The 16,800-nt window shown below is 35.6% G+C and carries 18 protein-coding genes and 1 pseudogene; 1 reads left to right on the forward strand and 18 read right to left on the reverse strand.

The annotated features are described in order from the left end of the window. Positions 1-183 precede the first annotated feature (183 nt). The 12 genes and pseudogenes from F8153_RS01575 to rlmD all read right to left on the reverse strand — a co-directional run bounded on the left by F8153_RS01575 (position 184) and on the right by rlmD (position 9,652). Complete coding sequence (locus F8153_RS01575) at positions 184-1,185, reverse strand: virulence RhuM family protein (protein ID WP_151864596.1); 1,002 nt, start codon at positions 1,183-1,185, stop codon at positions 184-186. A gap of 137 nt (positions 1,186-1,322) precedes the next feature. Then, positions 1,323-1,469, reverse strand: coding sequence for an SHOCT domain-containing protein (locus F8153_RS15930; protein ID WP_192929607.1), 147 nt, complete (start codon positions 1,467-1,469; stop codon positions 1,323-1,325). A gap of 170 nt (positions 1,470-1,639) precedes the next feature. Then, positions 1,640-1,798, reverse strand: coding sequence for a plasmid mobilization protein (locus F8153_RS15935; RefSeq protein WP_192929608.1), 159 nt, complete (start codon positions 1,796-1,798; stop codon positions 1,640-1,642). Between the two features lie 172 nt (positions 1,799-1,970). Further along, positions 1,971-2,096, reverse strand: a complete 126-nt coding sequence (locus F8153_RS16515; RefSeq protein WP_279237102.1) for a hypothetical protein — start codon at positions 2,094-2,096, stop codon at positions 1,971-1,973. 87 nt (positions 2,097-2,183) lie between these two features. Then, positions 2,184-2,327, reverse strand: coding sequence for a hypothetical protein (locus F8153_RS15940; protein WP_192929609.1), 144 nt, complete (start codon positions 2,325-2,327; stop codon positions 2,184-2,186). Positions 2,328-2,396: 69 nt separating this feature from the next. Beyond that, positions 2,397-3,320: an AAA family ATPase gene (locus F8153_RS01580; RefSeq protein ID WP_151864597.1), complete on the reverse strand. Its 924-nt coding sequence runs from the start codon at positions 3,318-3,320 to the stop codon at positions 2,397-2,399. Between the two features lie 306 nt (positions 3,321-3,626). After that, the gene (locus tag F8153_RS16360) at positions 3,627-4,076 is read right to left on the reverse strand and encodes a restriction endonuclease (RefSeq protein ID WP_330577586.1); all 450 of its coding nucleotides are present in this window, start codon (positions 4,074-4,076) and stop codon (positions 3,627-3,629) included. 261 nt (positions 4,077-4,337) lie between these two features. Further along, positions 4,338-4,519, reverse strand: a pseudogene (locus F8153_RS16365) (winged helix-turn-helix domain-containing protein); the annotation flags it as partial. 133 nt (positions 4,520-4,652) lie between these two features. Further along, complete coding sequence (locus tag F8153_RS01590) at positions 4,653-4,865, reverse strand: helix-turn-helix domain-containing protein (RefSeq protein ID WP_151864598.1); 213 nt, start codon at positions 4,863-4,865, stop codon at positions 4,653-4,655. A gap of 42 nt (positions 4,866-4,907) precedes the next feature. Beyond that, entirely contained in the window at positions 4,908-7,223 is a 2,316-nt protein-coding gene (locus tag F8153_RS01595) for a hypothetical protein (RefSeq protein WP_151864599.1), read from the reverse strand. Further along, positions 7,211-8,032, reverse strand: a complete 822-nt coding sequence (locus F8153_RS01600; RefSeq protein ID WP_151864600.1) for a hypothetical protein — start codon at positions 8,030-8,032, stop codon at positions 7,211-7,213. The genes F8153_RS01595 and F8153_RS01600 overlap by 13 nt, the downstream gene beginning before the upstream one ends. A gap of 264 nt (positions 8,033-8,296) precedes the next feature. Further along, positions 8,297-9,652 (reverse strand): 23S rRNA (uracil(1939)-C(5))-methyltransferase RlmD, encoded by a 1,356-nt coding sequence (rlmD, locus tag F8153_RS01605; protein WP_151864601.1) that lies wholly within the window; start codon positions 9,650-9,652, stop codon positions 8,297-8,299. A 155-nt stretch (positions 9,653-9,807) separates the two neighbouring features. On the opposite strand from rlmD, the gene F8153_RS01610 reads away from it, so the two are divergent. After that, entirely contained in the window at positions 9,808-11,142 is a 1,335-nt protein-coding gene (locus F8153_RS01610) for a GerMN domain-containing protein (RefSeq protein ID WP_151864602.1), read from the forward strand. A gap of 241 nt (positions 11,143-11,383) precedes the next feature. On the opposite strand, the gene F8153_RS01615 is transcribed toward F8153_RS01610, so the two are convergent. The 6 genes from F8153_RS01615 to F8153_RS01640 form a co-directional block, all read right to left on the reverse strand. Then, complete coding sequence (locus F8153_RS01615) at positions 11,384-12,397, reverse strand: aldo/keto reductase (RefSeq protein ID WP_151864603.1); 1,014 nt, start codon at positions 12,395-12,397, stop codon at positions 11,384-11,386. A gap of 45 nt (positions 12,398-12,442) precedes the next feature. Next, entirely contained in the window at positions 12,443-12,838 is a 396-nt protein-coding gene (locus tag F8153_RS01620; protein ID WP_151864604.1) for an FxsA family protein, read from the reverse strand. 8 nt (positions 12,839-12,846) lie between these two features. Beyond that, on the reverse strand, positions 12,847-13,263 hold the full coding sequence (locus tag F8153_RS01625; RefSeq protein WP_243136861.1) for an acyl-CoA thioesterase: 417 nt from the start codon (positions 13,261-13,263) through the stop codon (positions 12,847-12,849). A 258-nt stretch (positions 13,264-13,521) separates the two neighbouring features. After that, positions 13,522-15,279, reverse strand: coding sequence for a pyruvate kinase (pyk, locus tag F8153_RS01630; protein ID WP_151864605.1), 1,758 nt, complete (start codon positions 15,277-15,279; stop codon positions 13,522-13,524). A 17-nt stretch (positions 15,280-15,296) separates the two neighbouring features. Beyond that, positions 15,297-16,256, reverse strand: a complete 960-nt coding sequence (gene pfkA / locus F8153_RS01635; RefSeq protein WP_151864606.1) for a 6-phosphofructokinase — start codon at positions 16,254-16,256, stop codon at positions 15,297-15,299. Positions 16,257-16,340: 84 nt separating this feature from the next. After that, a complete protein-coding gene (locus tag F8153_RS01640; protein ID WP_151864607.1) occupies positions 16,341-16,532 on the reverse strand; it encodes a hypothetical protein in 192 nt (63 codons plus the stop codon). Between the last annotated feature and the right edge of the window lie 268 nt (positions 16,533-16,800).

The raw sequence follows: 16,800 nt of genomic DNA on the forward strand, positions 1-16,800 counted from the left end.
TGGGTTGGATTTGACGCTTACACTTGCCATCTGTTCAGCAGAATCAGTACTTACTCTACAATATGGGGCAACTCTTATTTTTGAAAGCTCTTTCCCCGATGCACGGTCAAACTTATTCTTTTTAGGTTTTATAACTTCTACTTCTTTCATGAAATCACTTCCTTTGCGAAATCTAAAACAGGGTTACTTCTTATGTGTCCATTCATGCTCTTCTAAATACACATCAAAGTCATCTTTTTCAGTTGCATTTAAACGCTTTTGATTGAATTTCTCATATTCTTTCTCAGCAAGTTCCTTAGCCACTTCATGTGAAATAGAACCTGCACCAGTAAGAATGTCTCGCTCATTAAATTTTAGGAAAGCATTGAGCTTTTCTTCCCAGTCCTTCATATACATTGGGTTACGTCTTTCTGCCTGATCTTCTGCATAATCGAGATACATAGTTACAATACGATTGAGAGATTTTATTTCTTTTTCCGTCAAATAATTCTTAGCAACGGAAATATCCCCTTTACGTACCTTGTCACCTTTCCAAGTGGTAAGTCCCATATTATCTTTTGAAGCATCAGCTCTTTGTTCAATAAGTTCTGCAGCTGTATGACCATGAATAGCAAAATGGAGCTTGTTTTGCACCGTTGCAAAGAACTTTTTAGCTTCTTCCGATTTTCCATCATAATCTATAGATAAAGCATAAATATCTGTAATTTTCTTATAAAATCTTTTTTCTGAAGCTCTAATATCACGAATACGTTCTAATAGCTCATCAAAGTAATCATCACCAATATTACGCATATCCTTAAGTCGTTCATCATCCATAGTGAAGCCTTTAACTAAGTACTCATTTAACCGCTCAGTTGCCCATCGTCTAAATTGTGTACCTCGGCTAGAGCGAACACGGTAGCCAACAGCAATGATTAATTCTAGGTTGTAAAAACGTACTGTTCTCTCAACCTCTCTATTTCCCTCAGTTTGAACTATTCGGTTTTCCCGAATAGTTCGATTTTCTTCAAGTTCACCTTCTGAATAAATGTTTTTTATATGCTCATTAATGGTATTAACGCCTTTTTGATAGATCTCTGCAATTGCCTTCTGTGTCATCCATACGGTTTCATTTTCAAGTCTTACATCTATTTTTGTTTTTCCATCTTCTGTCTGATATATGAGTAAATCGTTATTATGTTCCAATGTAACCCTCCTTCTCCATATGCAGCTTCAAATTCGTCAGACACTGTCTGATGTTTTTAAGAGAACTATCCGGTAATTCCGGATAGTTCATCAATCTATGTTCCTAATTATCACTTTTATTTTATCACAGTAGATAATTATGTGCCACTTAAACCTGGTTTGATTTTGTATTTTCTTTCCAACTGAGCTTTGATCTTGATGAATTCTTTTTCTGAAATCATCTTTTCATCAAGCAGGCTAGAAAGCATGGCTAACTGTATTGTAAACTTCATTAAGTTTTCCATCTGACCCTCCTGCTTGATCTTCTTTTCATATTATTTTATGTTCTTAAGAGCCTCCTGTAGCTCTTCTAGTTCTATGGTGTATTTTCTCAGATTCACCAATTTAATTTTCCCTTGATGACATAGCATCACCAAATGATTTATCTCACCCCCAATCTTTGATAGCCTTGCATTTATTCATGCAAATCATACTGGATTATTTCTTTGTTTAAAGCTTTATCTAGTACATAATCCGTTAATGATTTACACTCACTCTTAGCTGTTAACTTTAAAATTTTTGTTCTATCTTTTTCTGTTACGCGTATATTGATTTGCTTGTTTCGCTGTCTCATAATGTTCCTCCTGCAAATGGGTGTGGGCTGGCCCACTTTTAAACACTTTGGCTGTACAAAGTGGAAGCTTGCCCCTGTTAAAACAGGGTAAATAAATCCTCAGCCTTATCCTACTGTCCAGCAACAAACTAGACGCTTTCGGATTTATTCTGGGATATTGAAGAAAAAAGGATTATGACTTCGTCAGCAAATAATGAACTGTGCTTTTGGACCATTTTTCACCGGTATACTTCGTCATTTTATCTGCAATTTCCTGATAGGATAATTGATTGTGCTGATACATTTTAAGAAGTCTCATATGTTCACCAGATGCTCTTGATGATCATCCAAAATGATCTGGACGTGTCTTTAATTGATTATTTTCATCAAGCAATGATTTAATATTCTATTCCAATATCCTCACTGCATCTTCAAGTTGTTTTATGGACTTTTCCTTGATTTGAAGCTTATGTTCAAGTACTTGGATCTCTTCCCTAGCTTCTTTCAATTCTATTTTCACTTCTTCTACACCAAATAATTTGCCTAGCATTTCTTCACCTTCCTTTCAAGGGTGCAAGCGTGCAAAGGTTATAAGCATTGCCCCCTTGCACTCTTGATTTTATAGCTGCCATTTCCAACCTTCTTTTGTTTTGATGGATTTCACTTCAAGATTCTTTTTAGCTATTTTCAGCGTTCTTTGAGATATCTGCTTCTCTTTTGCTCTTTCTACAATATAATCACTGGCCTTCGCACCATCATCAAGAACTTCTTTAATCAGCTTTTCTGCTCGCTTTAGAACACTTTCAGATGAACTACCACCAAGCAATTCATCCAGCTCAATGTCATATTCTCCTATCCACGCAAAACCATTTTCTTCATCTAGTTTAAAAGCAACCTTCTTGCCTTCAGGCGCTAAGCTTAATTTGATCTGAGCCATTACTCGAATAGATGGGTCTGCTCTTACACGCCCTACTAATAGAACACTTCTAGCGGCAGCTGTAATATCAATAGAACCAAGTCCACGATAAAGCCCTTTTGTACCACCTGCCTTCTTCATATGACCAATAATGACAATGGCACAGCCTGTCCTTTCTGCAACGCTAGAAAGATTTTTGAAAATGGGTCTGATTTCATTTGCCCTATGCATATCTACACCAGAACCTAAATAAGCCTGTAAGGTGTCAATGATAAGTAGTTGAGCATTCGTCTCAATAATGGCTTCTTCAATCCTTTTATCTGATAAAGTCAGCTCCTTATGACTTTCATCAATAACGATTATTTTGGTACAATCAGCACCTGCTACCAGTAACCTTGGTTTAATGGTGTCACTTAAGCCATCTTCTGCTGTCTGATAAATAACATTGCTACATTCTAGTGCTTCCTCACTTAAAGGCAATATAGCACCAGTCGTCATTGCTGATGCAATTGCCAAAATCATGGTCGTCTTGCCCTCCCCTGGATCACCTTGAATAATGGTGATTTTTCCAATGGGAATATAGGGCTTCCATAACCATTTCACTTCTGTTACCTCAACATCGTTCATGTTGATGAGTTTTAGTTCATGTTGATGAGTTTTAGTTCATTTTCATGCTCCATTGTTTACCTCCTTTTTGTCCCTATACTTATAAGCCGATTTTTCGAGGGGTCTGGTCTATACAATTTTCATTTTATTTTTTGCCCCTCACTTATTAGCCGAAAAAACACGAGGGGTAGGCGAAATTTTTTCAAGATTAATTTTTCCCTCACTATTAAGCCGAAAAATCATAGAGGGTGTACGAAAAAAAATATAAAAAAATCCCCCTATCTATAAGCCGAATATAGATAGGGGGGTGCCGAAAATATTTTGTTTTTATTCTCCGTTAAAATAATCTGTGTCAATTTTTTTAATCAAATAGGTATTTTCTACCGAAACACCAAGATCGTGTTCAACCATAAGTGCGGCTAAAGATTTGCCATCAATTAAGACAATTTTACAAGCATGTTGCTCGCTTACATATTCTTTAGCTTCTTTCGTAAAACTTGCTGTTGTTATAAAAGCTCCTTTTGATGCACCTTGTCCGGTTAGTGCACCAACAAACTTTTGCAGTTCAGGTCTTCCAACTGTCTTTTCAGTATCCCAACGCTTAGCCTGTATATAAATCTTATCAAAGCCTAATTTATCTTCTTTAATGACGCCGTCAATACCTTCATCACCAGATTTTCCAAGAACTTGGCTATTTTCGATTTTACTACCACCGTAACCCATAGAAACTAACAAATCCACCACAAGTTTTTCAAAGAAGTCCGGTGATTGGTTCATGACTTCTGTTAATAGATCATCTGCCAATGTATTAGATATGGTCTTATAAGCTCTGTCCAGCAAATCTTGAGGTGACCCGTCACTACCTATATCAGTAATATCTTCATCAAGAAGGGTATTATCCGAAGTACTGTTTATGAAATCTTGAAAACCTTCAAACTTCTTTAGATAATTTTGATCCACAACTTCTGGATTTTCAATCAGTACTTTTTGTCCAAGTTCAGTAATTCTAAAACTAGCTCTAGCAGGTGATTCAATCACTTTAGCTTTTTTCAAATAAGTCAATGCCCAGCCTATTCTGTTGTATAAACCAATTGTTTACCACTTGGCAGCCACTCTTCAAGTTCATCCTCAGTTAATTGAAACTGCATTGCTAAAACCTTATACATGTCCACACGCTTATGGACTTGATTATCTTTCAATAGATCCAATACGGGTTTCATAAATTCATGATATTTTGGTATTGCCACAGATTTCTCTCCTCCTAAACTTTATCCTTTTTAAAACGATTTCAATAGATTAATTTTCTAATAATAGTCTTATAGCATTAACTCACTTAATCTCATATATTTCAGTTTAGTAATCCAGTAAATGTTTAATCAACGCTTCTTCCAGTCCCTTTTTCTTACAAAAGTCATATAGTGCTTGTTTTGCAATCATGTTAGGACTGTTCTTGCCATTTTCCCACCGGTTAACCGTGGCAAAGCTAACGTGAAGCTCTCTAGCCAGTTGTTCCTGACTCATATTTAGTTTGATTCTAATCTCTTTTACTGTTTGGTCAAAATCCATTCCATACACCTCCAGTATAACAGTAATGACATTTGAAAATCTTTACCGTTGCATCATTTCTTGACTCAGTGTTCTTGCCGATCCTATTTGATTTTCGAACATCAAATCCCACACATCAAGACATTTCGCAGATATTTCTTTGTGTTCATATTGTTGACTACTAGATACCTCATCATATAAACCAATTATCAATTTTGAAACTGAATCATCAATTCCCCATGTTCTTTCTTCAGAACTAATATTTCCTGTGATTAAACTCTGACTCATCGTGAATATGATGTTTTTAAAGGCTATTAGTGATCGAGATTCTTCTTCAAGGTAATGTATAAAGGCATGGACTGTTCTGCGACTTAGCTTTGAGTTCATTATTTGTAATAAAAATTCTTCATCCCTTTCCAGATTGATTAAATCATCATAAAACAATCTAGAAATTGGCATTTCTAAGTCTAACTCACTATTTCGATATCTATAAATAATATCTTTAGCCAATTCGTTGTATTCGTCTTTGTTAAAATACAACATTACCATCATCAATACTTCTTCCGCTTGCTTCATACTCATCGTATCTACATCAGACATCTCAGCTACAAATTCATTTTTTAGAATATACATTTCTGCCAAGCAATGTGCTCCCATTTTTACTAAATCTTCATCATCAGAGTTATAGCATTTTTCTATAACTCTTATAATGCGCTCTCTGTATTTTGAGTATAATAAGAAAAACATGTTCTTCATTCCATGGAAACCAGCAAATCTATAATCATCTTCAATAAGTTTAAGAATTTTTTCAGCTGCCCAATCTCTTTCGATATTATAAACTGGCCAGAGAATAAACATTGTAGAAAGTCTAACAGCTGGATTATCATCATTAATAATGTGCTCTATGGTATCTTTAAATTGCTGAAAATAACTTGAATCATCCCATAATAATGCTCCTATCGCTTCTGCTGCTTGCCCCCTTACACAGTTAATTGCATTACTAAAGAGCATATTGATGCTTTTCATTTCTTTATCATTTGCGTTAGTGACATTTGGTTTTTCACCTTCAGGATTATGATGATTAACTGCTATGTCAAGAAGTACATCTATAATTTCTTGAGACCATAATATATGCCTTTTCTTTTCTATTATCGTGCACATTGAGCTGGCTCTATAAGAATCATAACTACCTGGATATCTTAATATCGCCTTTTCAATTAGAAATTGATCAACATTAATTAAAGAGTTACTATGAGCGATTCCACTAAGCAAAGCATCAATAAATACATCATCAATACTTTCTTCCATAGATAACACTAATTTCAACATATTCTCAGGATTTTCTGTTACCGAAGAATTAAAACTTCTCGAAAATGCTTCACGAGAATTTTCAATGATACCACCAGGAACATCCTTCCAACTCGACTCTTTTCTATTTTTTAACTTTTTACTAAGCAGTATTTCTTTCCAATTATTATCAGACAATTTCTTACCAGAAACCGGCGAGTTGACTGAACCTCCACCACCAGAAGAATAATAATACATTCTTGATCCTTTAATAAATTTACGTTCTAAAACCCGTAGTAATTGTTTAGATTGATTACTTAATCTGTCAATCGGTAGAGCCCTAAGCAGTTCATATTGTAAATCACCCCAAAAACTCCAATAGACAGTATGTTCATTGTTTTGCTTATTAAACTCCACACGTCTCATGTAAATATCTTTTGCTCTAAGAGATACATAATTAATAATCTGCTGTTCTAAATCTAAGAACGTTTCCTTTATACAATTCTCTCCATGCTTACTAATCACTTTTTTAACTAAATTTAACTCGTCACCGTTACCACTGGTTTTATCAAATATAATTTTGTTAAAATCATTAGATATAAAAGAAATTATACAATCACTATAAGACGTGGGGAATTTTACAAATGCATCTAATAAAACTTCATTCAAAAGGTCACTATTACAAACTTCGAAACTTCTAAAAATGTTCCAAACTAATTCAGGATTCGATGTAATAACAGCTGCATTTGCCTTTTTTATTATCTTAATGCAGACCCTTTCAATACTATTTTTGTAATACCTCCCTGACCATTCACTAAATGAATGAATTTCTTCTGAAGTTATTGGCAGATATGGTATTAGTAATTTGAGAACCTGTTCACCATTTTGAATTAGGAGTTCAGTATCATCATGTAAAAACTCATTTTCATATCTATGAATCATTTTCTCTCTATTTTTTATCTTATTCTCTAATAAAAATGCAAAATATCTAATCGTTCTCAGTTCACAATTTTTTAACATGGATTTAAAATCAATATAGTTATCCGTAATCCTAGGATATTTTTGATAAAACTGCATCCTTAATTCAAACATTTCATCACTGTCTTCATTCCATTATTTAAGGGTTGAAAAAGCCTCTTATATTCTCTATTCAATTCCATTATTCGTGGAACAATTCTATTATCCAGAGCTAAGTTTTTAAACTTGATTTCATTATTATCAAAAAACTGATATAAAATGGAAAGATTGATGTTCTTACCGAGTATATCTCCATCAACAATCCAAGAAACTAAAGAGTTATACACATCCTTAGAGTTACCTAAAAACAAATAATCCATCTTTGACAATATTGTCTCTCTAAGCTCATAATCAGAAAACTGACGATATCTAATCCTCTTTAAATAGCCTTTTAAGCGTATTAAATCATGCTCAGATTTATGATTAATTTCCATCACTCTACAAATATTATTAGTGAATGAAACAAATTCTTTGCTCGCTGGCTTAATTTGATGCTCATAAAAGTCACGACCATTATTATTAGACTTAATTGCCCTATCAATTAAATCTTCAAGGAATGTAAACGCTAATGGTGAAGCTAATGAAACGAGAGTAGATGGATCTCGGTCCAATTGTAACTTCCAATTGGTAAATATGTTCTTTGCATTAGCAGTTCCAAAATCCCAATATTCTTTACTTCCATTTCTCCCCTTACATTGAATGCCTTCTTGGGTTCCATCTTTTTGTCCAATCCACAGATCAACACCTTGCTCCTCATCACCAATAGCTTCAAGAATAATATAATCAATTTTCTCTTCCAGCAACTTTAACATATGGTAAACAACAACTCTAATTTCGAACCTATTTCCACTTTTATCCGCTCTTCCACTTTTTTCATACGGCATCATTTCACCTCCAGTACGTCACTTTATATTATAACAAATGTTATAATATTTGCCCACCTTAATTTAAAAATTATCCCAAATGAAAATCCACCGATATTATACTAGTGGATTCATATACATTATTCAATTCTTATGTCCCTACATTTCACATCCAAAAGCCAAGTCTTACGATAATTTCGTCCTTCAGTTCCTTATTGCGATAGTTCGCAATATTTGTCTTAAACATGAAAAGCTTGATTTTTAGCGATGTTTGGGCAAATATGATTAGTCTTTTTTGTATAGTGCTACTACCGTCTCAACGTGCACCGTATGGGGAAACATATCCACAGGCTGAACCTCTAAGGCCTTATAGCCCTTTTCATCTAGGTAGGCTAAGTCTCGAGCAAGGGTGGCTGGGTTACAGGATACATAAACAATCCTTTGGGGCTCCATGTTTACTATGGTTTCTAATACCGCTTCTTCACAGCCTTTCCTTGGTGGATCTACAACTACCACATCGGCCTTCATGCCTTTTTTATATAGGTGAGGCACAACTTTTTCTGCCTCTCCCGTGTAGAATTCTGTATTGGTTAAGTTATTAATGTTAGCATTACGTTTTGCATCCTCTATGGCAGCCTCCACCACCTCTACACCAATCACTTTTTTTGCCTTCTGAGCAAGGAATAAGGATATGGTTCCAATACCACAGTATATGTCAAAAACCACTTCATCACCAGTTAGACTGGCATATTCTAGGGCCTTATCATACAATGCCTTGGTTTGCAGAGGATTTACCTGAAAAAAGGATTGGGGTGATATTAAGAACTTTAAGTCTCCTATATAATCCACAATTGTATCGGAACCGTAGAGGGTTTTAGTTACTCTACCAAAGATTTTATTGGTATTTTCTTTGTTGATGTTTTGTACAAGGCTTTCTAATTGGGGTACTTCTTTTTTTAGACCCTCGATTAGCGCTGACTTATGGGGCAGGTCATTGCCATTGGTGATGATAATCACCATCACTTCACCGGTGGTGTATCCCCTTCTCGTTACAACGTGTCTAATTAAGCCCTTCCTTGTTTTTTCATCGTAAACTGGTACTTTATATTTTTCTATGTATTCTTTGATGGTTTTTGCCACACCTTCATTTATTGGATGCTGTATGTGGCAATAATTAATATCTACTATGTCATGGCTACCCCTTTGATAGAAGCCTAAAATTGCCTTACCATTACTTATACCCACAGGAAATTGGGCCTTATTTCTATATTCATAGGGATTTTCCATCCCTAAGGTTGGGTGGATGATGGGATCTATTTTGCCAATCCGTTTCATGGTTTCAGCCACCCTAATCTTCTTTAAATCCAATTGGGCTTGATAGTCCATATGCATAATTTGACACCCACCACAAATATCTGCAACGGGACACTTGGCTTCTACTCTATAGGGAGATGGAGTTAGGATTTCCATCAGCTGTCCAAGGGCATAATTTTTCTTAACTAGGGTAATCTTAACCTTTAGGAGATCCCCTGGTATTCCTCCTTCAGTAAAGATGGTAAAACCATCAATCTTACCAATTCCCTCTCCGTTATGGCCAATATCGATGATTTCTAAATGATATGTTCTATTTATTTCCACCATTTTAGTTGCCTCCATTTACTTTAACTGATATTTTATCTTGTTTTTTCATTTTTCCTACTATTTTGACTAATTTTGTTGTTCGAATGGTGTTTACCTTGTCCACTCTATATTCTATAATAAATATATAGGAAGGGACAAGATAGGGGGTTATTGTTATGTTTCGCAGCATTAGAAATATTATTTTAGTTTTAATCATTTGTTTGACTGCTTCGGGTCTACCACTTTACGCAGACTCCATTGATTTTCAAGCTTTTATTCCCAAAGTCGAGGAGATTAATTTAGAATTTTCCTCTGAAGTTGAAGTGCTTTCTGAAAAAGAAAGTAAAATCACTTTTTCAATAGCTACTGATGGGGGTCCCACCACTGTTGCTTTAAATCCCGATGCTCCTTTAGCAGTGTCCTTAATTGTTCAAGATGAAGCTAGTAGGATTATCGACTTGCAGAATATTTTAGATACCCACCTATTAGATGAGATAACAGTGTCCAAGGATTCCCCCTTAAATATTCATCTTACTTTAAATCAAGAAAAGCTGAATCTTCCAGATGGAGACTACAAAATACATATAGAAGCAAATATTATGGATTATCAGTTGGATCATAATACAGCCCTGGTGAATATAAGCTTTTTAAACGAATATACCTATATTCCTGCTGCAAGGGGTATCAATAGAAGCCAATCAGCTCTAACATTATTTTTCCCAGACTCAGAGCATAATCATATAATTCCAATCACTAGAATTCTTCCATATACCTCAACTCCGTTAAGGGCAACAATTGACAATTTGATTAAGGGTCCAGATGAATCCTTAAATTTAGCTAATGAATTCCTTATACCTAATGAGATAAGTGTAAGCTTAAATAAAGATATCGCTGGGGTTAACTTTTATGGCGACCTAAGCCAATACGAAGGCTATCCATCAAATTCCTATTTCCTTGTAAAAGTATTGGTGGAATCTTTAGGGTCCATTAAAGAGGTAAATAGCGTACAGTTCTATTTCAAAAATAGAATAGTGGATGCAGCTTTACATGATCAGTCCATGAGGGATCCCTATACTCCGTCTACAGAGGTTAAAACCTACACGGCCTTAGTGACTGACAGCAATAGACTTTTGTTGACTCCATTGAATTTATCAAATGATAAAACCCCTCAGGGATTATTTAACTCTTTAAAATATAGTGGTGCTATGGAAGTTTATAATGCTAAGCTTATGCCTCCAGTACCTGAAGAAATCAATCTAGAAAATTATACTTTAGTAGATGGAAATCTAACCTTAGAATTTAATAGTGCTTTTTTAGAAGCTTATAATAAGGATGTAGATAGGCAGCTTATGATGATTGATGCAATATTGTTTAGCTTTAGTAGCTTAGATGATGTAAATACAGTGGAAATTAAGGTTAATGGTAAAATAATCGAAGAATTACATGGTGTAGAAATCCCATCTAATGTTGATGGCTTGTATATCAATCCTGAGATGGATTACAGGGAGTAAGTAAAAATTATAAATTAAAAATGAAAAGTGACAAATGAAAATAAATAACCACAGTATAAAAATGTCCAGTATATGAAAATTTCATGAATAAAATTATAAAAGCTGGTTAATAATTTAAAATAGTTTGAAATGAAGGCAAAGGGTAACTGATTTTTTAATGGAGCACAAAATTGTGCTCCATCTTTTTTTGTATTATTTAACTCTTTTAATCACTTATTGCTCATTATTAATTACTCATTACTCATTGTATTTTAAAGGTTTCTCTTATTCTTGTCATGATTTCTCTTATAGGGAGATTATAGGGACATCTCGGTTCACAGGCACCACATAGGGCACAATCCGAAGCTTTTTTAGGTAAGCCACTATATCTCTCTTTAGCCCAATCCTTAAGCTCGTATCTTGTGTAATAGCCCTCCATAATAATATTAGTAGGTATATCAATCCCCTGGGGACATGGCAAGCAATATCCGCATCTTCTACAAAATTGATTCCCTAAACTTTCTTTAAGCTCTTGTAATCTAGCCTTTTCTTTCTCCTTTAAGGGAGTATAGCTATTGCCCACCCTTGAATTTTCTACAACCTGTTCTTCACTATCCATACCAGGAATAATCACACTAACATAGGGGTTCTCCATAATATATCTTAGGGCAAGGCTCCCTTCTGTCAAAGCTCCTCCTGCCAAGGGCTTCATGACAATTACACCTATATTTCTTTGATAGGCCCTTTTAAATAGCTCTTCTCCCTGATTTTCAACAATATTATAGGGAAATTGTATTGTAGAAAAATCATCGGTTTCTACTGTCATTTCTAAAATCTCAATATTATGGCTTGTTATGCCAATTTCCTTAATGAGTCCTGCCTCTTGAGCCTCCTTTAGGGCCCTATAGGCTCCATCATGGGACATGACTTTTTCGTAATCCTCTTTAGTTTTAATCAGGTGAAGCTGATACAAATCGATCCAATTTGTTCTTAAATTATGAAGGCTAATTTCTATATCCTTCTTCATACTTAGGTAATCCCTTGCAGTGGATTTCGTTGCAATAATCCAATCCCCTCGTTGGCCCTCAATTCCCTTTCCAATCAGTTCTTCACTATTGCTATAGCCACGGGCAGTATCGATGAAATTCATTCCTTCTCTTTTGGCAGCCTTAATAATTGATAGGGCTTTTTCCTCTGATACTCTTTGTATAGGGATTCCACCAAAGCCTATTATTCCAACTTCAATACCGGTTCTTCCTAATTTTCTCATTTCCATATGTAAATCCTCCCTCCTTTGTTTTACTATTATAGAAACCCCTTACTATTTTCTATAATAGAACATAAAGGTACCTTCTTCTAGCATCCGCTTCAATTTTCTTTTAATTGTTCTTTTTAGAATCTCTCTGGTAATGGGAATAACAAGGATGAATCCTGTAACATCGGTTAATAGTCCTGGTGTAATGAGAAAGGCTCCTCCAACCAATACACACAAACCATTTACCAATTCATCACCGGGCATTCGGCCCTGACTCATTTCATATCGTATGTTTCGTAGGATTCCTCTGCCTTCACTTTTGGCTAGATAAGCCCCCACAACTCCCGTTAAAAGAACGATTAAAATTGTATAGGGTAGACCTATATAGGTATTCAGCTTAAGCAGTAGGGCCAATTCAACTATAGGAATCACGGTAAATAATAAAATTAACTTTCCTAACATTAATTACATCACCCCTCCATATTGGTTTCTAATGCTTTATAGATTTCTGGATAGTGCTTTTTGAAGTTTACGGGTTTGAATTCTGTATTTACAAAGGCATGGGTAGTGGTCCCAGTGGCCAAAAGCTTATGATCTTCCTTTCGCAGTATTGAATACTCAAAGGTAATTTTTACTCCTTTAAGCTCCTTTATACAGCTTTCAATTATAAGGACATCATCATATTTAGCTGCATCAATATAGTTACAGGAGACCTTCACCACAGGTAGCATAATTTTTTTTCCTTCCAGTTCTTTATAGGAATAGCCTAACTCCTTTAACAGAGTAGTTCTTCCTATTTCATACCAAGTAAAATAATTACCATGATAGACTACTCCCATTTGATCGGTCTCTGCATATCTTACTGTTGTTTCGCATCTGTTTTTCACAATATTGCGCCTCCTATTGTATTATAATATACGCCATATTCTATTACTAATTCGCTTTGGTTGACAATTTTCCTTTGTATTTTTTTTTTGTAAAAAACCCAAAAAAAAAAGCCTACACATCTGTAAGCTTCCGTCCTATTAGACTAAGTACAATAAAAAAAAGGGGGGAATTATTTAATTCCTAAATATATTGTATTATATATACATCTCAAATGTGTTACAAAACAATTAACTAAACGTAACTTCTTCATTACTTTTTTATAATACTCTTGTCTCTCCCTGATAAATTAGCCCTGTTGCAGCATCAACAGTCACGATATCTCCATTCTTAAGGATTGTTGTAGCATCGTTTGCACCCACCACTGTAGGGATAGAAAGATTTAGGCCTACAATTGCAGCATGGCTTGTGATGCCCCCTTCTTCAGTGATAATGGCTCCTGCCATCTCCATTAGGTGAATAATGTCTCTATCTGTAGCATGGGTTACAAGAATATCCCCTTTGTTAAATTGAGCCCATTTTTCTTGATTATGATCTATGATAACCACCTTACCCGTTACAGATCCCCGACTAACACCTACCCCTGATACAAGGACCTCACTAACTATATGAACCTTTATCAGATTGGTTGTTCCAGATACTCCTACAGGGACACCAGCTGTTATTACAACTAAGTCTCCACTCTTAATAAAATCTTCTTGTAAAGCTCTTTGAACTGCTCCCTCAATTACATCGTCTGTGGATTCCATTACAGGAGTTAGAAGGGTTTCAACACCCCAAATTAAATTTAGCCTTCTTCTAATTCTCTCACTGGTGGTAGCAGCAATGATTGGTGCCTGAGGTCTGAACTTAGACACCATTCTCGCAGTATATCCAGAGGAGGTTGCTGTGATAATAGCTGAGGCTTGAAGATCCATAGCGGTGTTACAGGTGGCATGGCTAATGGCATCTGTTATAGAAACCTCTTTTTCCATTGCTTTAGTACCTAGTAAATGTCTGTAATTTATGGCTGATTCCGTTCTTTTTGCTATGGTAGCCATCATTTTTACCGCCTCTACTGGATACTTACCAGCAGCCGTCTCTCCGGAAAGCATTATTGCATCGGTTCCATCTAATATGGCATTGGCTACATCCGTTACCTCTGCCCTTGTTGGTCTAGGATTTCTAATCATGGAGTCTAACATTTGAGTAGCTGTTATTACAGGCTTACCGGCCTTATTACATAATTCGATCATTCTTTTTTGTACCAGGGGCATTTCCTCAGTTGGAATTTCTACTCCCAAATCCCCTCTGGCAACCATAATACCATCGGATACTTCAATGATTTCCTCTAGATTGTCAACGCCCTCTTGGTTTTCGATCTTAGAAATAATATGTATGTGATCTGCGTTATTCTCCTCTAGGATTTGTCTTATTGCCAAAACATCACTAGCCTTTCTGACAAAGGAGGCAGCAATAAAATCAATATCCATTTTAATTCCAAACAAAATATCTTCTTTATCCTTTTCTGTTATGGCAGGAAGATTGATTTTAACACCAGGTACGTTTACCCCTTTATGGTTTTTAACAACCCCTGCATTTTTAACAACACACTCAATATCGGTATCATTTAAAATATTCACTACTTCCAGCTCTATGAGTCCATCATCTATCAGTATTGAATTACCTACTCTAATATCCTTAGGTAAGCCTGAATAGGTGATGTTACAGATGGTACTGTCCCCTAAAACATCCCTTGTAGTAATGATAAACTTCTGATCCTCTTGAAGTTGAACCTCTGGTTCTTTAAATTTACCGGTTCTAATTTCTGGTCCCTTTGTATCTAATAAAAGGGTAATCGGTAGGTTTAGCTCCTCCCTAACATCCTTTATCACCTGAATTCTTTTCCCATGCTCCTGATGATCTCCATGGGAAAAATTTAATCTAGCAACATTCAGTCCAGCTTTAACAAGTTCCTTAAATACCTCAGGACTTTCACTTGCAGGACCTATTGTACATACGATTTTTGTCCTTCTCATAAATATTTCTCCTCCCTTTATATCGAAAGTATATTTGCCAACCTATAAGTATCTTCATCAAATTTATTGGTTGTGTTAAATGCTTCTTCAAAGTCAACATCTATTGTCTCTAACCCTTTAATCCCCAATGCTCTATTTTTTTTACCCTCCAACAAAAGTTCAACTGCCCTTGCTCCCATTTTACTGGCTATGATTCTGTCAAAGGAAGTAGGACTTCCGCCCCTCTGAATATGGCCTAGGATTGTTACCCTAGTTTCCATACCGGTCTTTTCTTCAATTTCTTTGCCTATATCAAGGGCTCCACCAACACCTTCTGCCAATAGGATGATACTATGTAGTTTCCCTCTATTTCTACCTTTTATAAGCTTACTGCAAACATTGTCTATATCGAATTGAATCTCAGGAACAATAATGCTTTCTGCGCCTCCAGCTAGCCCAGCATATAGGGCAATATCTCCACAATGGCGGCCCATAACCTCTATAATATTGGCTCTACCATGGGATGCAGAGGTATCCCGAATTCTACCTATGGCATCTAAAACTGTATTTACAGCTGTATCAAAACCGATGGTATATTCGGTATATCTTAAATCATTATCAATTGTTCCTGGAACCCCCATCGTTGGTATACCTAATTCTGTTAATTTTTGTGCACCCTTAAAGGAACCGTCACCCCCTATTACAACCAAGCCATCAATCCCAAATATCTGCAAAGCATATAATGCCTTTTTCCTACCTTCCTCTGTCATAAAGGCTTCGCTTCTTGCTGTTTGTAGGATGGTTCCCCCCCGATGAATGATATCTGCCACAGAGGATAAATTCATTTCATCCATAAATCCATTGATTAATCCATGATAACCCTGCTTAACGCCTATTACCTTACAACCATGATATATACTACTTCGAACAACAGCCCTTATAGCTGCATTCATTCCTGGTGAATCTCCGCCACTTGTCAATACACCTATTGTTTTCAATGTTATTCCCTCCTATAAGTCCAATATGGACTTTTTGTGTCCCGTTTATTATATAATTGTCCCACCTTTTTGAAAAAAGATGGGTTAAAAGCCCCTTTGCATCATTATGCTGTGTACTTCCTCTACCTCTGACCTTGGTACCAATACCTCACAAATACCCTCTTCATTGCTCTTGCTTATGGGTTTAATCTTAACCAAAAAGCCTTCCTTCACCAATATATCTTTAAGCATTTCAGCGTCTTGTCTAGTATTTGCCATATATACAACCGTCCACATTCTATAAATCCTCCTTTAGATACTGAAAATAACGATTCCTAAATTCTTAAAACCAATAAATACCATATATATATATATCAATCATTCGTGTAATAGCAATTTAAAGATTTGAGGGAGAAAGTTGCTTCTGCAAATTTCCTCCTCAATTCAACATTTATAAGAACAAAAGCATTTCATGCATTAATTTTCTATGGTTAAATGCTTTTATTTTCCAGAGAACCCATGCGTTCTCTAGGATGCTTCCCTGTACTCTCCTTATTTTTATAAG

This window comes from Alkaliphilus serpentinus, assembly GCF_009017255.1.
Taxonomy (GTDB): domain Bacteria; phylum Bacillota; class Clostridia; order Peptostreptococcales; family Natronincolaceae; genus Alkaliphilus_D; species Alkaliphilus_D serpentinus.

Coding starts and splice junctions, on each gene's coding strand:
- F8153_RS01620 (WP_151864604.1), bottom strand. CDS start 12,838: ATGTTAGGAAAGTTAATTTTATTATTTACCGTGATTCCTATAGTTGAA.
- F8153_RS01640 (WP_151864607.1), bottom strand. CDS start 16,532: ATGTGGACGGTTGTATATATGGCAAATACTAGACAAGACGCTGAAATG.
- F8153_RS01595 (WP_151864599.1), bottom strand. CDS start 7,223: ATGTTTGAATTAAGGATGCAGTTTTATCAAAAATATCCTAGGATTACG.
- F8153_RS01610 (WP_151864602.1), top strand. CDS start 9,808: ATGTTTCGCAGCATTAGAAATATTATTTTAGTTTTAATCATTTGTTTG.
- F8153_RS01600 (WP_151864600.1), bottom strand. CDS start 8,032: ATGCCGTATGAAAAAAGTGGAAGAGCGGATAAAAGTGGAAATAGGTTC.
- F8153_RS15935 (WP_192929608.1), bottom strand. CDS start 1,798: ATGAGACAGCGAAACAAGCAAATCAATATACGCGTAACAGAAAAAGAT.
- rlmD (WP_151864601.1), bottom strand. CDS start 9,652: ATGGTGGAAATAAATAGAACATATCATTTAGAAATCATCGATATTGGC.
- F8153_RS16360 (WP_330577586.1), bottom strand. CDS start 4,076: ATGAACCAATCACCGGACTTCTTTGAAAAACTTGTGGTGGATTTGTTA.
- F8153_RS16515 (WP_279237102.1), bottom strand. CDS start 2,096: ATGAGACTTCTTAAAATGTATCAGCACAATCAATTATCCTATCAGGAA.
- F8153_RS01590 (WP_151864598.1), bottom strand. CDS start 4,865: ATGGATTTTGACCAAACAGTAAAAGAGATTAGAATCAAACTAAATATG.
- F8153_RS01615 (WP_151864603.1), bottom strand. CDS start 12,397: ATGGAAATGAGAAAATTAGGAAGAACCGGTATTGAAGTTGGAATAATA.
- F8153_RS15930 (WP_192929607.1), bottom strand. CDS start 1,469: ATGGAAAACTTAATGAAGTTTACAATACAGTTAGCCATGCTTTCTAGC.
- pyk (WP_151864605.1), bottom strand. CDS start 15,279: ATGAGAAGGACAAAAATCGTATGTACAATAGGTCCTGCAAGTGAAAGT.
- F8153_RS01580 (WP_151864597.1), bottom strand. CDS start 3,320: ATGAACGATGTTGAGGTAACAGAAGTGAAATGGTTATGGAAGCCCTAT.
- F8153_RS15940 (WP_192929609.1), bottom strand. CDS start 2,327: ATGCTAGGCAAATTATTTGGTGTAGAAGAAGTGAAAATAGAATTGAAA.